This window comes from Citreicella sp. C3M06 (genome assembly GCF_018860705.1).
Lineage (GTDB): Bacteria > Pseudomonadota > Alphaproteobacteria > Rhodobacterales > Rhodobacteraceae > Salipiger.
Genome location: NZ_JAHKQA010000038.1, coordinates 93,135 through 109,801, shown reverse-complemented (window position 1 = coordinate 109,801; position 16,667 = coordinate 93,135). Strand labels below are relative to the sequence as shown.

General features: G+C 60.8%; 15 protein-coding genes. 10 read left to right on the top strand and 5 right to left on the bottom strand.

Annotated features, from left to right (window positions below; translation table 11 throughout):
• The first annotated feature begins 10 nt into the window (after positions 1 to 10).
• The 4 genes from mnmG to KO516_RS07500 are packed head-to-tail and all read left to right on the top strand — an operon-like array spanning position 11 to position 4,236.
• Positions 11 to 1,879, top strand: coding sequence for a tRNA uridine-5-carboxymethylaminomethyl(34) synthesis enzyme MnmG (gene mnmG / locus KO516_RS07515; protein ID WP_216003165.1), 1,869 nt, complete (start codon positions 11 to 13; stop codon positions 1,877 to 1,879).
• Entirely contained in the window at positions 1,876 to 2,490 is a 615-nt protein-coding gene (gene rsmG / locus KO516_RS07510) for a 16S rRNA (guanine(527)-N(7))-methyltransferase RsmG (protein ID WP_216003164.1), read from the top strand. Before mnmG ends, rsmG begins: the two co-directional genes overlap by 4 nt.
• Complete coding sequence (locus KO516_RS07505; RefSeq protein ID WP_216003163.1) at positions 2,483 to 3,292, top strand: ParA family protein; 810 nt, start codon at positions 2,483 to 2,485, stop codon at positions 3,290 to 3,292. The genes rsmG and KO516_RS07505 overlap by 8 nt, the downstream gene beginning before the upstream one ends.
• Positions 3,293 to 3,324: 32 nt before the next feature.
• Complete coding sequence (locus KO516_RS07500) at positions 3,325 to 4,236, top strand: ParB/RepB/Spo0J family partition protein (protein ID WP_216003162.1); 912 nt, start codon at positions 3,325 to 3,327, stop codon at positions 4,234 to 4,236.
• 3 nt (positions 4,237 to 4,239) lie between these two features.
• Here KO516_RS07500 and hemW read toward each other — a convergent pair whose 3' ends face one another.
• From hemW to rph, 3 genes are read right to left on the bottom strand one after another with little or no spacing between them, the layout of a single operon-like run.
• Entirely contained in the window at positions 4,240 to 5,385 is a 1,146-nt protein-coding gene (gene hemW, locus KO516_RS07495; protein WP_216003228.1) for a radical SAM family heme chaperone HemW, read from the bottom strand.
• 1 nt (position 5,386) lies between these two features.
• Complete coding sequence (gene rdgB, locus KO516_RS07490) at positions 5,387 to 5,998, bottom strand: RdgB/HAM1 family non-canonical purine NTP pyrophosphatase (protein WP_216003161.1); 612 nt, start codon at positions 5,996 to 5,998, stop codon at positions 5,387 to 5,389.
• Positions 5,995 to 6,708 carry a ribonuclease PH gene (gene rph, locus KO516_RS07485; RefSeq protein ID WP_216003160.1) on the bottom strand — a complete coding sequence of 238 codons (714 nt, stop codon included), beginning with the start codon at positions 6,706 to 6,708 and terminating at the stop codon, positions 5,995 to 5,997. Before rph ends, rdgB begins: the two co-directional genes overlap by 4 nt.
• Positions 6,709 to 6,823: 115 nt before the next feature.
• On the opposite strand from rph, the gene hrcA reads away from it, so the two are divergent.
• On the top strand, positions 6,824 to 7,888 hold the full coding sequence (gene hrcA / locus KO516_RS07480; protein WP_216003159.1) for a heat-inducible transcriptional repressor HrcA: 1,065 nt from the start codon (positions 6,824 to 6,826) through the stop codon (positions 7,886 to 7,888).
• 10 nt (positions 7,889 to 7,898) lie between these two features.
• The gene (locus KO516_RS07475; RefSeq protein WP_216003158.1) at positions 7,899 to 8,456 is read left to right on the top strand and encodes a nucleotide exchange factor GrpE; all 558 of its coding nucleotides are present in this window, start codon (positions 7,899 to 7,901) and stop codon (positions 8,454 to 8,456) included.
• A gap of 159 nt (positions 8,457 to 8,615) precedes the next feature.
• Here the strand turns inward: KO516_RS07475 and mutS are convergent, their stop codons facing one another.
• Positions 8,616 to 11,252, bottom strand: coding sequence for a DNA mismatch repair protein MutS (gene mutS, locus KO516_RS07470; protein WP_252737462.1), 2,637 nt, complete (start codon positions 11,250 to 11,252; stop codon positions 8,616 to 8,618).
• A 135-nt stretch (positions 11,253 to 11,387) separates the two neighbouring features.
• Here mutS and KO516_RS07465 point away from each other — a divergent pair, with 135 nt between their 5' ends.
• From KO516_RS07465 to KO516_RS07450, 4 genes are read left to right on the top strand one after another with little or no spacing between them, the layout of a single operon-like run.
• Positions 11,388 to 13,643, top strand: coding sequence for an NADP-dependent malic enzyme (locus KO516_RS07465; RefSeq protein ID WP_216003157.1), 2,256 nt, complete (start codon positions 11,388 to 11,390; stop codon positions 13,641 to 13,643).
• Between the two features lie 57 nt (positions 13,644 to 13,700).
• Positions 13,701 to 14,576, top strand: a complete 876-nt coding sequence (locus tag KO516_RS07460; RefSeq protein WP_216003156.1) for a ribokinase — start codon at positions 13,701 to 13,703, stop codon at positions 14,574 to 14,576.
• A 39-nt stretch (positions 14,577 to 14,615) separates the two neighbouring features.
• Positions 14,616 to 15,512, top strand: coding sequence for a D-amino acid aminotransferase (locus KO516_RS07455; protein WP_216003155.1), 897 nt, complete (start codon positions 14,616 to 14,618; stop codon positions 15,510 to 15,512).
• A gap of 24 nt (positions 15,513 to 15,536) precedes the next feature.
• Complete coding sequence (locus KO516_RS07450; protein ID WP_216003154.1) at positions 15,537 to 16,250, top strand: HAD family hydrolase; 714 nt, start codon at positions 15,537 to 15,539, stop codon at positions 16,248 to 16,250.
• Here the strand turns inward: KO516_RS07450 and KO516_RS07445 are convergent.
• The gene (locus KO516_RS07445; RefSeq protein ID WP_216003153.1) at positions 16,242 to 16,652 is read right to left on the bottom strand and encodes a DUF1810 domain-containing protein; all 411 of its coding nucleotides are present in this window, start codon (positions 16,650 to 16,652) and stop codon (positions 16,242 to 16,244) included. The genes KO516_RS07450 and KO516_RS07445 overlap by 9 nt on opposite strands.
• Between the last annotated feature and the right edge of the window lie 15 nt (positions 16,653 to 16,667).

The following is a 16,667-nucleotide window of genomic DNA, read 5'->3' as shown; positions in this document are numbered from 1 at the left end:
AGTGTTTCACGTGAAACATCGCGATTTTGATGTTGTGGTTGTTGGCGGAGGCCATGCAGGAGCCGAAGCCGCAGCGGCCTCCGCGCGTTTCGGAGCACGAACTGCGTTGATTACGCTGACACTTGACGGGATCGGGGTGATGTCCTGCAATCCAGCGATCGGTGGGCTCGGGAAGGGGCATCTTGTACGTGAGATAGACGCGATGGATGGCGTCATGGGGCGGATTGCAGATCGTGCAGGGATTCAGTTCCGCCTATTGAATCGCCGAAAGGGCCCCGCTGTGCAGGGGCCGCGTGCTCAGGCTGATCGGGGAATCTATCGTAAGGCAATGCAGAGCGAGCTTGCTGACACGCAAAATCTTACAATTGTGAAGGGCGAGGTCGTCGATCTTCTGTCTGTAGATGGCAAGGTAGGCGGAGTTACGCTCGCCGACGGTAGCGAAATCGCGACACCTACAGTTGTGTTGACGACAGGTACATTCCTGCGCGGCGTAATCCACATTGGGGATCAAAAGAGACCAGGTGGGCGCATGGGTGATCAGCCCTCGGTCCGCCTTGCTCAGCGGATCGACTCCTTGGGGCTCGAACTAGGGCGCTTGAAGACTGGTACTCCGCCTCGCCTTGATGGTCGCACCATCAACTGGTCGATACTCGATGAACAGCCTGGAGATGATGAGCCGGTCCTGTTTTCTTTTTTGTCCAAGGCACCCGTCGTGCGGCAGGTAAGCTGCGGTATCACGCACACGAACTCAAAGACGCATGATATCATCCGCGAAAACCTCCACCAATCTGCGATGTATGGTGGGCACATCGAAGGTGTTGGGCCGAGGTATTGCCCCTCGATCGAAGATAAAGTCGTGCGGTTTTCTGATAAGGACTCTCACCAGATATTTCTGGAACCTGAGGGCCTGGATGACCACACGATCTATCCGAACGGAATCTCCACATCGTTGCCAATAGATGTGCAATTGTCCTATGTCCGATCGATTTCAGGTCTAGAAAACGTTGAGATCACGCAGCCAGGCTATGCGATTGAATATGACTTCGTCGATCCAAGGTCTCTGGATCTACGGCTTGGTGTTCGTAACCTTCCAGGCCTTTTCTTGGCGGGGCAGATCAATGGTACGACAGGGTACGAAGAGGCGGCTGCACAAGGTCTTGTGGCAGGTCTGAACGCTGCGCAGGAGGCCAGAGGTTTGGAGCCTGTTCTGTTTGGTCGCGCTGATTCTTATATTGGGGTTATGGTGGATGACCTCACGACCAGGGGAGTGGTTGAACCATATCGGATGTTTACCTCTCGGGCTGAATTTCGGCTGTCTCTTCGTGCTGACAATGCAGATCAACGTCTGACACCGCGCGCCATCGCCCTCGGTTGTGTATCTGAGCGTCGTAAGTCACTGTTTGAACGGAAGCAGCGACAGCTTGACGCAGGTAAGAAGCTGCTCAATGAGCGTAGCTTCTCATCTCGGGAGATTGTCGCGATGGGAATACCTGCCTCAGCCGATGGGCAGAGAAGGACAGGTTACCAGTTGTTGTCGTTTCCAGATGTCACCATCGACAGTCTGAAAAAGGCAGAGGATTCCTTCTCGGAGATTGATCAGCCTATCGCGGAGCAGCTGCAAAAGGACGCTCTATATGCCAATTATATCCAGCGCCAAGAGCGTGATGTTGCAGCGCTACGACGTGATGAAGCACTTGAGATTCCTGTCGATTTTAATTTCGATCTGGTCGAAGGGCTCTCTCATGAGTTGAAGCAGAAGCTATCGCGTGCGCGCCCGAAGAACCTGTCGCAAGCGGGGAAGGTTGACGGTATTACGCCTGCAGCTCTTTCCTTGCTCTTGCTCCGGATTCGTCGCTTTTCTGAGGTGCGCAGCGCATGAGCGACTTGCTCCCGGGGTTGGATGTTTCACGTGAAACACTGCAGCGGCTTGAAGTGTTTCAGCAACTACTTATGAAGTGGTCGCCGAAGATCAATCTTGTGTCGAATTCAACGATTCAAAATAGTTGGAATCGACATATCCTCGATTCTGCGCAGCTGTTCACGCTTTTTGATCAAGCCGAAGGTCACTGGCTGGATCTTGGGGCTGGGGGTGGATTTCCCGGGCTGGTCATTGCAATCCTTCGGGTAGAGCTTGCACCACAGTTGAAAGTCACTCTTGTCGAAAGCGATCAGAGAAAGTGCGTTTTTCTTCGCCAAGTCCTGCGAGAGACAGGGGTGGTCGCGAACGTGCTGGCGGAGAGAATCGAAGCGCTCGAGCCGCAGAATGCCACGGTCCTGAGTGCACGTGCTCTTGCAGATCTTGAAACCCTTCTAGGGTTTGCTGAGCGGCATATGGCCGAGGATGGAACCGCCTTGTTTCTGAAGGGCGTAAATTGGAAAAAAGAACTCACTGCAGCACGGAAATCGTGGAATTTCAGCTGTTGCCATCGTAGAAGTGTAACTGACCCCAACGCCGTCGTCCTTTCCATTGGAGCATTGGCCCATGTATGACCCCTCGCGCCCCAGCGGGCCAAAAATCATCGCGATTGCCAACCAGAAGGGAGGCGTCGGTAAGACAACGACAACGATCAATCTCGGTGCCGCTCTTGCTGAGCGTGGGCTCAAGATTCTGGTCGTGGATCTCGATCCTCAGGGGAATTCGTCGACCGGTCTCGGCATCGATGTAGAAAACCGCACAAACACAACCTACGAGCTGTTGGTTGATGAGCTTGCGCTCAGCGACGTCATTCTTGAAACCCGTCACACCAATATCTCGCTGATCCCGGCGACCGTTGATCTTAGCTCCGCGGATATCGAGCTGTTCTCTAATGAAAAGCGCAGTTTTTTGCTGCATGATGCCCTTCGTCGAACCGAGATCGATGGGTTTGGCTTCGATTATATCCTGATTGATTGCCCTCCGTCGCTCAATTTGCTGACAGTAAACGCGATGGTTGCTGCGCATTCTGTTCTCGTTCCACTCCAAAGTGAGTTCTTTGCGCTTGAAGGGTTGTCGCAACTGATGCTGACCGTTCGCGAGGTTCGCCAGTCTGCCAATCCAGATTTGCGGATCGAGGGGGTTCTGCTGACCATGTATGACGCGCGCAACAACCTGTCGAAGCAGGTCGAAGACGACGCTCGCGAAAATCTGGGTGATCTTGTCTTTGCGACAGTCATCCCGCGCAACGTTCGGGTAAGTGAAGCGCCGTCTTACGCAATGCCCGTGCTGAGCTATGACAGTCAATCCAAGGGGGCTGTCGCTTATCGCGATCTCGCCGAGGAGTTGTTGCGCAAGAATGCGCGTCTGGCCGCCTGAGCCCAACTCAAAGAATAAAAGGAAGAGCAGTCATGTCAGAGAAAAGGGAACAGCGGCGCGGACTCGGGCGAGGTCTGTCTGCGCTCATGTCCGATGTTGACATCAATCCAGGAAAACCCGAAATCGAGACGACACCAAAGACCCCTGATCGACTTGTGCCGATCGAGAAGATTATCCCGAACAAGGACCAGCCGCGCCGGACGTTTACCGATGCCCAGCTAAGCGAACTGTCAGAATCGATCAAGGCCAAGGGCATCATCCAGCCGCTGATCGTGCGTGTTGCTCCGAGCGATCCTGAAAAGTTTGAAATCGTCGCAGGGGAACGTCGCTGGCGCGCGGCGCAGCTTGCTCAGGTGCATGAGCTTCCGGTTCTGGTTCGCGACCTTGATGACCAGGAAACCCTTGAGATCGCGATCATCGAGAACATTCAGCGTGCGGACCTGAACGCGATTGAAGAAGCGGCGGGTTACAAGGCCTTGATGTTCAAGTTTGGACACACTCAAGAGCGGATCGCAGAGGCGTTGGGGAAAAGCCGGTCTCATATTGCCAACCTGCTGCGGCTGCTTAATCTGCCCGATCAAGTTCAGGAATACGTGCGCGCTGGGGAACTTTCGGCCGGTCATGCCCGAACACTGGTGACGTCCCGCGATCCCGAAACCATGGCGGAAGAAATCATCCGCAAGAAGCTTTCGGTGCGTCAGGCCGAAGCGCTCTTGCGGGCTGAAAATCAACCGGCGCGGCCCAAGGTGGTGAACATGCCAGGTGTGACCGAGGTGGAGAAAGACGCGGACACACGCGCGCTCGAGGGGGATCTGTCCGCTGCCTTGGGCATGAAAGTCTCGGTCGGGCACAAGGCTGGCACTGAGTCGGGCAAGCTGACGATTTCCTATGAAACGCTTGAAGAGCTAGACACGCTTTGCATGATCCTCAGCGCCGCGCGCTGAGGATTACACGGTCAGCAGATCTGCGGTCAGGGTGTTAAGTACCATCCGGCCGCTCTGCGTCACGCCAAAACGCTCATTTGTCTGCCACATCAGGCCCATGTCGATCAGGCTGGACAGATCGAGCGTTTCGGCCTTTTCGCCGCCAATCTGCGCTGCGCGCGCAGAGTCGATGCCCTCGGACAGGCGCAACCCCATCATCAGGAATTCGTTCCAGACGTCGTTAGATGACAGCCACTCGGTTTCGTCTCGGAAACTGGCGTTCAACCAGTCTCCGGGCATCCGGCGTGCAACAGTGGCATGTCGATGGCCGTTCAGCGTGACCCGTCCATGCGCGCCAGGGCCGACGCCGACATAGTCGCCACCTCGCCAGTATACCATATTATGCCGTGACATTGCGTCGGGGCGCGCGTGATTTGAGACTTCGTAGGCGGAAAATCCCTGCGCTTCGCAGATTTCCTGCGTTGCGAGGTACATATCGGCCCCGAGATCTTCGTCAGGTAAGCCGCGCAAGCCACCCGCCTGAAACCGATCCCAGAAAGCCGTACCCTGTTCAATGGTCAACTGATACAATGACAGGTGGTCACCCGCGATATCTAGTGCTTCGCGAAGTTCTGTACCCCAATCATTGAGTGTTTGCCCCTGCCGCGCATAGATAAGATCAAAGGTCACACGGTCGAACACAGATTTCGCCACGTTCAGGGCGCTCAGCGCTTCATCGACCCCGTGCAGGCGACCGAGTTTGCGCAGATCATCGGGCCGCAACGCCTGAACGCCAAGCGAAACTCGGTTCACACCGGCAAGGGAAAAACCCTCGAACTTGCGGATTTCGACAGAGCGGGGGTTGGCTTCAAGCGTGATCTCGATGTCATTGGCCCAGGCCCAGTGCTCGCGCGATGCATCCAGCGCGGCGCGCACGGTTTGCGGGTCCATCAGAGACGGTGTTCCACCGCCAAAATAGATCGAATTGAGCACGCGGCCTTCGGTCATCACGCCATAGCGCCGAATTTCCGAGGCCAGCGCTTCGGCCCATCGCGACTGGTCGACATGGCTGACGACATGCGAATTGAAATCGCAATAGGGGCATTTGGCTTCGCAGAAGGGCCAGTGGACGTAAAGCCCAAGGCCTCCTGCGCGCCACGTGTCGGACAGGTCAGCCAAAGCAGCCGGTCACGAATTTGTTGAAGGCATCGGCGCGGTGGCTGATGCGGTTCTTTTCGAAGCGATCCATCTCGCCAAAGGTGATGTCATGGCCCGAGGGTTGGAACACCGGGTCGTAGCCATGGCCCTGATTGCCCCGCATCGGCCAGACGATCTGGCCTTCCATCACGCCGGGGAACACCTCGTCATGGCCATCGGGCCAAGCGAGGACCAGTGTGCAGCAAAACCGCGCTGTCCAAGGCTGGGGCGCGCCGCTGGCGACCAGCTCGTCATGGGCGCGGGTCATCGCCATGACGAAATCGCGCCCGTTCGGGGTTTCGGCCCAGTCGGCGGTATAAACGCCGGGAGCGCCGTTCAGCGCGTCGATCTCGATGCCGCTGTCATCGGAGAGGGCGGGCAAACCGGTTGCCTTGGCCGCCGCGTGGGCCTTGAGCCGGGCGTTGTGCACGAAGGTGGTGCCATCCTCGACCGGTTCGGGCAGGTTCATCTCGGCGGCGCCGACCACTGAAACCCCGTGAGGTTTCAGCAGATCGGCGATCTCGACGAGTTTGCCGGCATTGTGAGTGGCGACCAGAAGTCGGTCGCCAGTGAACTTGCGGGTCATGCCACGGCGGCCTTTTGCGCTGCGACCAGCTCGGCCACACCTTTTTCGGCGAGGTCCATCAGCGTGCTCATCTGCTCGCGGTTGAAGGTCGCGCCCTCGGCAGACATCTGCACTTCGATCAACTGACCGTCTGCGCGTAAGATGAAGTTTCCGTCGACGCCGGCTTCGCTGTCCTCGGGATAGTCGAGATCGAGCACCGGCTGGCCCGCGTAGATGCCGCAGGATACGGCAGCAACCGGCGATACCAGCGGATCGGAGGTGATTGCCCGCGCCTTGATCAGCTTGTTCACCGCCAGTTTCAGCGCAACCCAGCCGCCGGTGATCGACGCGCAGCGGGTGCCGCCATCGGCCTGGATCACGTCGCAGTCGATGGTGATCTGGCGTTCGCCAAGCGCAACGCGATCGACGCCGGCGCGCAGGCTGCGCCCGATCAGGCGCTGAATTTCGACGGTGCGCCCGCCTTGCTTGCCGCTGGCGGCCTCGCGGCGCATCCGGCTGCCGGTCGATCGGGGCAGCATGCCGTATTCCGCCGTGACCCAGCCGAGGCCCGAGCCCTTGATGAACGGCGGCACGCGTTCTTCAAGCGAAGCGGTGCAGATGACGGCTGTATCCCCGATCCGGATGAGGCAGGAGCCCTCGGCATGTTTCACAACGTTCGTTTCGATTGAAACGGCGCGCATTTCGCTTAAATCTCGTCCTGACGGTCTCATCTGAACCCCTTTCTCGGTTGCGTTCGGGATACTGATGCCACGCCAGCCCCGCAACCCCGATTGACGGCAGGATGACAGCGTCTTTAATGGTCGGACGGCTTCGGAGGGCATGTATATGATAGAGGACCAAAGCCTGCTCTCGCAGATGAATGATCGCTCGCGCGAAGTTTTTCGCAAGGTCGTCGAGGGCTATCTCGACAATGGTGAGCCGGTGGGCTCGCGCACGCTGAGCCGCGCGCTGTCGGAAAAGGTATCGGCGGCGACGATCCGCAACGTGATGCAGGATCTCGAATTCCTTGGCCTGCTGGACAGCCCGCATGTGTCGGCGGGGCGGATTCCGACGCAGCGCGGCTTGCGGATGTTCGTCGATGGCTTGCTCGAGGTGCGCGATCTCGATGTGCAGGATCGCGAGGCACTGGATGCGACGCGGGGCACCGGGGCGGGGGATGTCGGCGGTCTGCTCGACCGGGTCAGTACGGCGTTGTCGGGTGTGACCCACGGCGCGAGTCTTGTGCTGACACCCAAGCATGAAGCCCCGATCAAGCATATCGAATTTGTCAGCCTCGGGCATGACCGGGCGCTGGTCGTGCTGGTCTTTGCCGATGGCCATGTCGAGAACCGCCTGTTCAAGCCGCCTCCCGGGCAGACACCCAGTTCGATGCGCGAGGCAGCGAATTTTCTCAACGCGCTGATCGAGGGGCGCACCCTGTCAGAGCTGCGGCGTGTCATGGGCGATGAGATCGTGCGGCGACGCCGGGAGATCGACAGCCTTGCCGCCGAGCTGATCGAGGCGGGGATCGCCAGCTGGGAAGGCGATGCCGACAGCTCGGCGCGGCTGATCGTGCGCGGGCGGGCGAATCTGCTGGGCGGTGAGGCCGAAAGCGACGAGCTGGACCGTATCCGCAGCCTGTTCGACGATCTGGAGCGCAAGCGGGATATCGCGGAATTTCTTGATCTGGCGGAAAGCGGCGATGGGGTTCGGATTTTTATCGGATCGGAGAACAAACTTTTCTCACTTTCGGGTTCCTCTCTGGTGGTGTCTCCCTATATGAACGCTGATCGTAAGATCATCGGTGCGGTGGGGGTCATCGGCCCCACGCGCCTCAACTATGGCCGGATCGTTCCGATTGTGGATTACACGGCCCAGCTGGTCGGCAAGCTGCTTGCCGAACGGAGCTAGAGGTTAAGACATGGCAGACCCGAAGAACGACGATTTTCTCGATGACATCGAATCGGCAGAGGCAGAGGCCTATGCCGAGGATGAGGCCGAGATCGACCCCGAAGCGCTGGCTCTGGACGAGTTGCGTGCCGAGCGGGACGATTACAAGGACCGCTTCATGCGCGCCCTGGCCGATGCCGAGAACGCCCGCAAGCGCGCCGACAAGGACCGCCGCGAGGCCCAGCAGTATGGCGGCTCGCGCATGGCGCGCGATCTTCTGCCGATCTACGACAATCTTCAGCGGGCGCTGAATGCGGCGCGGGAAGAGAACGTGGCGCCGGCGCTGATCGAAGGCGTTGAACTGACGCTGCGCGAGCTGAGCAATGTGTTTGCCAAGCATGGCATGACCACGATCACCCCGAAGGTCGGCGATCGCTTCGATCCGAAGGAACACGAAGCGATGTTCGAAGCGCCGCTGCCGGGAACCAAGGCTGGCGAGATCATTCAGGTCTCTGCCGAGGGCTTCATGTTGCATGACCGCCTGCTGCGTCCGGCGCAGGTGGGTGTCAGCTCGATGCCTGCAAGCTGAGCAATCAGCTTCTGCGCCAACGGCTCCGTTGAGCCGAGGCATCGCAGGCAGCGGGCAGGGTGAGGCCAGCCCCACACGTGGGATAAAGTGGGGGCCAGCCCCCACACCCCCGGGATATTTTCAGCCAGAAGAAGACAGGGGCGGCGCTTTCGGGCGCCGTCAGTTGTTTTTGATCAGTGCCTTCAGATCGTACAGCGCCTGCAAGGCGTCGCGCGGGCTGAGGTCGTCTGGGTTGAGATCCGTGAGGCGTTGTTCCACGGGGGACGGCCCCGTTGCTGGCGGGCTGGCCTGGGCGGCGGCGGAGAACAGCGGCAGATCGTCGATCAGCGCTTTTGGCGTGGGTCGGTCGCGCTCTCCCTTTTCCAAGGCTTCGAGCACGGTGCGGGCTCGGTCGATCACCGGCTTTGGCAGACCCGCCAGTTGGGCAACCTGCACGCCGTAAGAGCGGTCGGCGGCGCCCTTGCGGACTTCGTGCAGGAAAATGACCTCGCCGTCCCACTCCTTGACCGCGACCGTGGCATTGGTGACGCCGCTGAGCTTGCCGGCCAATTGGGTCAGTTCGTGGTAATGCGTGGCGAAGAGGGCGCGCACGCGGTTGCTGGCGTGCAGGTGTTCCAGTGTGGCCCAGGCGATGGACAGGCCATCGTAGGTAGCCGTGCCGCGGCCGATCTCGTCGAGAATGACCAGCGCGCGCTCGTCTGCCTGATTGAGGATGGCGGCGGTTTCGACCATTTCCACCATGAAGGTCGATCGCCCGCGCGCGAGATCGTCCGACGCGCCGACACGGCTGAAGACTTGGGACACCAGCCCGACATGAGCGCTTTGCGCGGGCACGAAGCTGCCCATCTGGGCGAGCAGAGCGATCAGTGCATTCTGGCGCAGATAGGTCGATTTACCCGCCATGTTGGGGCCAGTGAGCAGGGTGATCGCGGCGCCATCGCCTTGAGGCATCAGGGCGCAGTCATTGGCAATGAAGGCGCCGGCATTTTGCTGTTGCAGGGCGCGTTCCACGACCGGGTGGCGGCCTCCAACGATATCGAAGGCGCGGCTGTCGTCGACCTTTGGCCGGGTCCAGTCTTGTTGGCGGGCGAGGTCGGACAGGCCGAGCGCGAGATCCAGCTCGCTGAGTGCGAGGCCTGTTTCCGATAGCTGCGGGGCGCTGTCGAGGATGGCACGGCGCAGGCTTGCGAATTGGCGTTTCTCGATTTCGAGACAATCTCCCGCGGCATTCAGGATCCGGGTTTCCAGCGCCGACAGCTCGACCGTGGTAAAGCGGACCTGATTGGCGGTGGTCTGACGATGGATGAAAGTGTCGCTCAGCGGGGGGGACATCATCTTTTCCGCATGGGTCGCGGTTGTTTCGATGAAGTAGCCCAGCACATTGTTGTGCTTGATCTTCAGCGAGGAGACCCCCGCCTGTTCGGCATAGCGCGCCTGCATCCCGGCGACGACGCCGCGGCCTTCGTCGCGCAATTGGCGCGACGCGTCGAGGTCTGCATCATAACCGGGCGCGATGAAGCCACCATCGCGGGCGAGTAGCGGCGGTTCGGCGACAAGGGCCTGATCCAGCAGGGACAGTAGATCGGTGTGGCCGTGCAGGGCTTTGCGGGATTCGGACAACAGGGGCGGCAAATCGGCGTCGGCCAGCGCCTCCGAGATGTCCTCGGCCTGTTCCAGCGCGTTGCGCACGGCGGCAAGATCACGCGGGCCGCCACGATCGAGGCCAAGGCGCGACAAGGCGCGATCGAGATCCGGTACCTTGCGCAGCCGTTCACGAAGCGCTGTCGCCTGCGGCGTGTCCATGGCCCAGTCGATGGCCTCCAGCCGTTCGTGGATCACTGGCAGGACCCGCGAGGGCGACGAGACGCGGCGTTCCAGCAGGCGCGCGCCTCCGGGGGTCACGGTGCGGTCTATGACCGACAGCAGCGATCCGGCGCGCCCGCCATTCATCGAATGGGTCAGTTCAAGATTGCGCCGGGTCGAGGCGTCGATCTGGAGCAGTCGGGAGATCGCTTCGCTTTGCGGTGGGCGAAGCAAGGGCAGGCGGCCCTTTTGGGTGATGTCGAGGTAGTCGACCAGCGCACCCATGGCGGAGAATTCAGGCCGGGAAAAATTCCCGAAGCCGGAAAGTGTTTGAACCCCAAAGAGATCGCACAGGCGTGCCTCGGCGCTGCTGCTATCGAATGATGCGCGCCCTAGAATCGTGGGAACAATTCCCAAATCAGAGAATACAGCGCGAAGCTCTTCGTCGACCGCGTCTGATACCAGCAACTCCGATGGTGCCAGCCGTGCCAATTCCGCGCCGATGCGCGCGCGGCCCAGCGGCATGACGTGAAACGCGCCGGTGGAAATATCTGCCCAGCTGATCGCCCAGTCGTCGCGCAGCGCAGTTAGCGCGGCGAGGTAATTGTGACGGCGGGCCTCGAGCAGGGATTCCTCGGTCAGCGTGCCGGGGGTGACAAGACGCACCACTTCGCGATGCACCACGGATTTGGCGCCGCGCTTTTTCGCCTCGGCGGGGCTTTCCATCTGCTCGCAGACTGCAACGCGAAAGCCCTTGCGGATCAGCGTCAGCAAATAGCCCTCGGCGCTATGCACCGGAACGCCGCACATCGGGATATCGTCGCCGTCATGCTTGCCGCGTTTGGTCAGCGCAATATCGAGCGCTTCGGCCGCCGCCGCGGCGTCATCAAAGAACAGCTCGTAGAAATCGCCCATACGATAAAACAGCAGGGCGTCCGGGTGGCCGGACTTGATTTCGAGATATTGCGCCATCATCGGCGTGACCGTTGTCATCGCTTTCCTCGCCTGCACGTTTGGCACGGGCATAGCAAACCCGTCCGGAATGGTGAAAGGCGAAAACCACGTAGTTGAGCCGCGCCCGGCGCTGCGCTAACAAAGACGACGCCCACTTGAGGAGAGACACGCGCAATGGCCAAGATGAAGTACACCCGGGAAGAGGCGCTGGCCTTCCATCTCGAACCCGTTCCGGGCAAGTGGGAAATTCAGGCCACCGTGCCGATGACCACGCAGCGCGACCTGAGCCTGGCCTATTCGCCCGGCGTTGCGGTTCCCTGCGAAGAGATCGCGGCGAACCCCGAGCTGGCCTATGATTATACCAACAAGGGCAACCTTGTTGCGGTGATCTCGAACGGGACGGCGGTTCTGGGTCTGGGCAATCTTGGCGCGCTGGGATCGAAGCCGGTGATGGAAGGCAAGTCGGTGCTGTTCAAGCGCTTTGCCGATGTGAACAGCATCGACATCGAGCTTGATACCGAAGATCCCGATGAATTCATCAAGGCGGTGCAGCTGATGGCGCCGACCTTTGGCGGCATCAATCTCGAAGACATCAAGGCGCCCGAGTGTTTCATCATCGAGCAACGTCTGAAAGAGATCTGCGACATTCCGGTGTTTCACGACGACCAGCACGGCACGGCGGTGATCTGTGCCGCCGGTCTGATCAACGCGCTGCACATCTCGGGCAAGAAGATCGAGGATGTGAAGATCGTGCTGAACGGCGCGGGGGCGGCGGGGATCGCCTGCCTTGAACTGATCAAGGCGATGGGTGCAAAGCACGACAACTGCATCATGTGCGACACCAAGGGCGTGATCTATCAGGGCCGCACCGAGGGCATGAACCAGTGGAAATCGGCCCATGCCGCCGTGACCGACGCGCGCAGCCTCGAAGAGGCGATGAAGGGCGCCGACGTGTTCCTTGGTGTCTCCGCCAAGGGGGCGGTGACGCAGGATATGGTGGCGGGCATGGCCGAGAACCCGGTGATTTTCGCCATGGCCAATCCCGACCCCGAGATCACGCCCGAAGAGGCCCATGAGGTGCGCCCCGACGCCATCGTCGCCACCGGCCGCAGCGATTATCCCAATCAGGTGAACAACGTTCTGGGCTTTCCCTACCTGTTCCGCGGTGCGCTTGATATTCACGCGCGGGCGATCAATGACGCGATGAAGATCGCCTGCGCCGAGGCGCTCGCCGCCATCGCCCGCGAGGATGTGCCAGATGAGGTCGGACTTGCCTATGGCAAGCAGCTCAGCTTTGGTCGCGATTACATCATCCCGACGCCGTTCGATCCGCGCCTGATTCACCGCGTTCCGCCCGCCGTAGCAAAGGCAGGGATGGACACGGGCGCGGCGCGCCGACCGATCATCGACATGGAGGCCTACGAGGAAACCCTGCGCGGGCGGATGGATTCCACCGCTCCGATGCTGCGCAGCATCAACAACCGGGCGCGTCAGGCGCAGGCCCGGATGATCTTTGCCGAAGGCGATGACGTGCGCGTGCTGCGCGCCGCCGTGATGTATCAGCGCAACGGGCTGGGCAAGGCGTTGGTGGTGGGCCGCGACGACGATGTGAAACGCAAGCTCGAAGAGGCCGGGCTGGGCGATGCCTTCCGCGAAATCGAGGTGGTGAACGCCGCCAACACCCGGCATCTCGAGACCTACAAGGATTTCCTCTATAAGCGGCTGCAACGGCATGGCCGCGACCAGAAGGACATTCACCGTCTGGCGGCGCGCGATCGGCACGTGTTCGGCGCGCTGATGCTGGCGCATGGGCATGCTGACGGCCTCGTCACCGGTGCGACCCGCAAATCGGCGCATGTGATGGAGCGGATCAACACGGTGTTCGATGCCGACGCGCCGCATGGTGCGGTCGGGGTCACGGCGCTGCTGCTCAAGGGGCGGATCGTGCTGATTTCCGATACGCTGGTGCATGAATGGCCCGACGAGCGGGATCTGGCGACCATCGCCGAGCGCGCGGCAGGCGTGGCGCGGCATCTGGGGCTGGAGCCGCGGGTGGCTTTCGTGTCGTTCTCGACCTTTGGCTATCCGGTGTCGGAACGGGCGACCAAGATGCATCTTGCGCCACAGATCCTTGATGAGCGCGGCGTCGATTTCGAATACGAAGGTGACATGACCGTCGACGTGGCGCTGAACACCAAGGCGCAAGAGGCCTATCCGTTCCAGCGCCTGACCGGCCCGGCGAACATCCTTGTGGTGCCGGCGCGGCACTCGGCGTCGATCTCGGTCAAGCTGATGCAGGAGATGGCCGGGGCGACGGTGATCGGGCCGATTCTGGCCGGGGTGGATGCCTCGATCCAGATCTGTTCGACCAACATGACGGCGAATGACATCCTCAATATGGCGGTTCTGGCGGCCTGCAAGGTCGGCTGAGGCACGCCCGTCCCGCTGGCGCTGTCGGCGGGACGGTCAGGAATAGGAAGGGCTTAGATGACGATCTGGAACCTTGGGTCCATCAATGCGGATCTGGCCTACGCGGTGCCGCATCTTCCGGCGCCGGGCGAGACCATCGCGGCAACGTCGCGGATGGTCGGGCTTGGCGGCAAGGGCGCCAACATGTCGGTGGCGGCGGCACGCTGCGCGGCGCGGGTGGTGCATCTGGGCGCGGTCGGCGCGGATGGGGCCTGGGCGATCGAGCGGATGATGGAATACGGCGTCGACACCCGGTTCATCGCGACGGTCGACGGGGTGACGGGCCATGCGGTCATCATGATCGACGCGGCCGGTGAAAATTCCATCATCCTGCACCACGGCGCCAATCATGAGATCCCTTATGACCTTCTGGCGCGGGCGCTGTCCGAGGCGGGCACCGGCGACTGGCTGCTGATGCAGAATGAAACGCTGCTTCAGCCCGAAGCGGCGCAACTGGCGCGGCGCATGGGGCTGAAGGTGGCCTATGCGCCCGCCCCGTTCGAGCCAGAGGCGACGCGCGCGGTGCTGCCCCATGTCGATCTTCTGGTGCTGAACGCGTTGGAACTGGAGCAGTTGCAGCAAGTGCTGGGGTTGGATTTTGCCGGGATGGGCGTGGCCACGGTGGTGGTCACCGAGGGCGCAAAGGGCGGCAGGGTGCACCAGCAGCGCGGCGGCTGGCAGCCCGAGCGGTTCGATGCGCCTAAAGTCGTGGCGGTCGATACCACCGGCGCCGGGGATACCTTTACCGGCTATTTGGTGGCGGGGCTGGATCGGGGGATGCCCTTGCGGCAGGCAATCGGGCTGGCGGCGCGGGCCTCGGCGCTGATGGTCACGCGGAATGGCACGGCGGATGTGATCCCGGATTTGAAAGACGTGCAGGACGCGGGCCTGTAACCCCTTTCGCCCCGCAGAAATCCGGCCTAGCGTCGCGGCATGGACAAGGTCACCACACATCAGGCGCAGGATGATCCGCGCAACGACGAGATCCTGATCTGGGTCAATGGCACGCTGAAACCAAAGGCCGAGGCGATGGTCTCGGTCTATGATTCCGGGTTTATGCTGGGCGATGGGATCTGGGAAGGGCTGCGGCTGTACAATGGCCGCTGGTCGTTTCTGGAGGAGCATCTCGATCGCCTGTTCGAGGCGGCTCTGGCGATCGATCTTGATATCGGGATGGATCGCGCCGCGCTGATCTCTGCGATCCGTGCCACGCAGGACGCCAACGGCATGGTTACCGATGCGCATTGCCGGCTGATGGTGACGCGCGGGGTCAAGATGCGGCCCTTTCAGCATCCCTCGCTGTCGGTGTCAGGGCCGACCATTGTGATCCTGATGGAACATTCGAAGCCGTCCATCCCGCGCCCGATCCGGCTGGCGACGGTGCCGCACCTGCGCGGTCTGCCGATGACGCAGGACCCCAAGCTGAATTCGCATTCCAAGCTGAACTGCATCCTTGCCTGCATCGCCGCCGAAAAGGCAGGCGCGGATGAAGCGCTGATGCTGGATGTGCATGGGTTCGTGAATACGACGAATGCCTGCAACTTCTTCATCGTGCGCAAGGGCGCGGTTTGGACCTCGACGGGCGATTACTGCATGAATGGCATCACGCGTGGCAAGGTGATCGCGCTTTGCAAGGCGCATGGAATCCCGGTGTATGAGCGCAATTTCAGCCTCGTCGACACTTACGGCGCCGACGAGGCCTTCCTGACGGGAACCTTTGGGGCACAGACGCCGGTCGCCGAAATCGACGGTCGAACGATCGGAACGGGCGAAATGGGCCCGGTCACGGAAAGGATTCGGCAGCTTTACAAGGCGATGGTGGCACCATGAGGGATTTTTCATGAGGCTCTGGCGATGAGAATTGCCATGTGGTCCGGCCCGCGGAACCTGTCGACGGCATTGATGTATGCTTTCGGCAGTCGACCTGATTTTCATGTCGTGGACGAGCCATTCTACGGCCCGTATCTGCGCCGCACCCGCCTGCCGCATCCGATGGCACAACAGATCATGGAAGACCGGTTCGAAACCGCGCGCGAAGTGTCAGCGGCTTTGCGCGGCCCGCTGCCGCAAGGCAAGCAGCACGCGTACCACAAGCACATGTGTCAGCACATGATTCCGGGAATGCCGCGCGATTTCATGACATCCTGTGTGCATGTGTTCTTGCTGCGCCACCCCGCGCGGGTGGTGGCGAGCTTTTCCAAGGGCTACGAGGATCCGACCGCCGCCGACATCGGCTTTGAAGCGCAGGCCGAGCTTTATGATCACGTGCTGTCGCTTGGTCTTCACCCGCATGTCATCGACAGCGCCGATATCCGCAACGATCCCGAAAGGCAGCTGCATGACCTGTGCAAGCGCATTGAGCTGGAATTTGATCCAAGGATGCTACATTGGCCGCTTGGAGGCCACCGGTCAGATGGCATCTGGGCGTCGCACTGGTATGGGGCCGTGCACAGGTCTACCGGCTTTGCCGGGCCCGAAGGCCCGCTGCCCGAGCTTGATGCCGCGGGGCGCGCGCTTGTTGCGCAAGCCATGCCACATTACGAGAAAATGCGCGCACAGTTAGCTTAGGCCGAGAGCGCTCAGGGTTTTTTGGCAGCGCTTGCCTTGGTAGAACCGGTCAAGAACTCTGCAGGCGCGTCTTTGACCGCTGAAAAAAAGTGTCATGCTGGATCGCAGCTTCAACGCGTCGATAGAGCCGAGAATCCTCACAGGATCCGTTTCGGGTTGATGCAAGAGCAGCAAGGACGCTTCTGCAAGCCGTGCGCGAAGAATTGGGTGCGACAGGTAGGCCTCGGCCTCTGCCAGATTGGCGATACCGTAATGCCGCGCGGTCTGAGACCGGCCAAGACATTCGAGCTGAGGAAAAACGTACCAGATCCAATGGCTTGTCTTGTGTCCCTGACGGAGTTCGCTGGTAATCTGTGTCCAATGGGCGTCTTGCGCCGCGAGAAAGTCGTTGAGTGCCGCCATTTTCAACCTTTCACC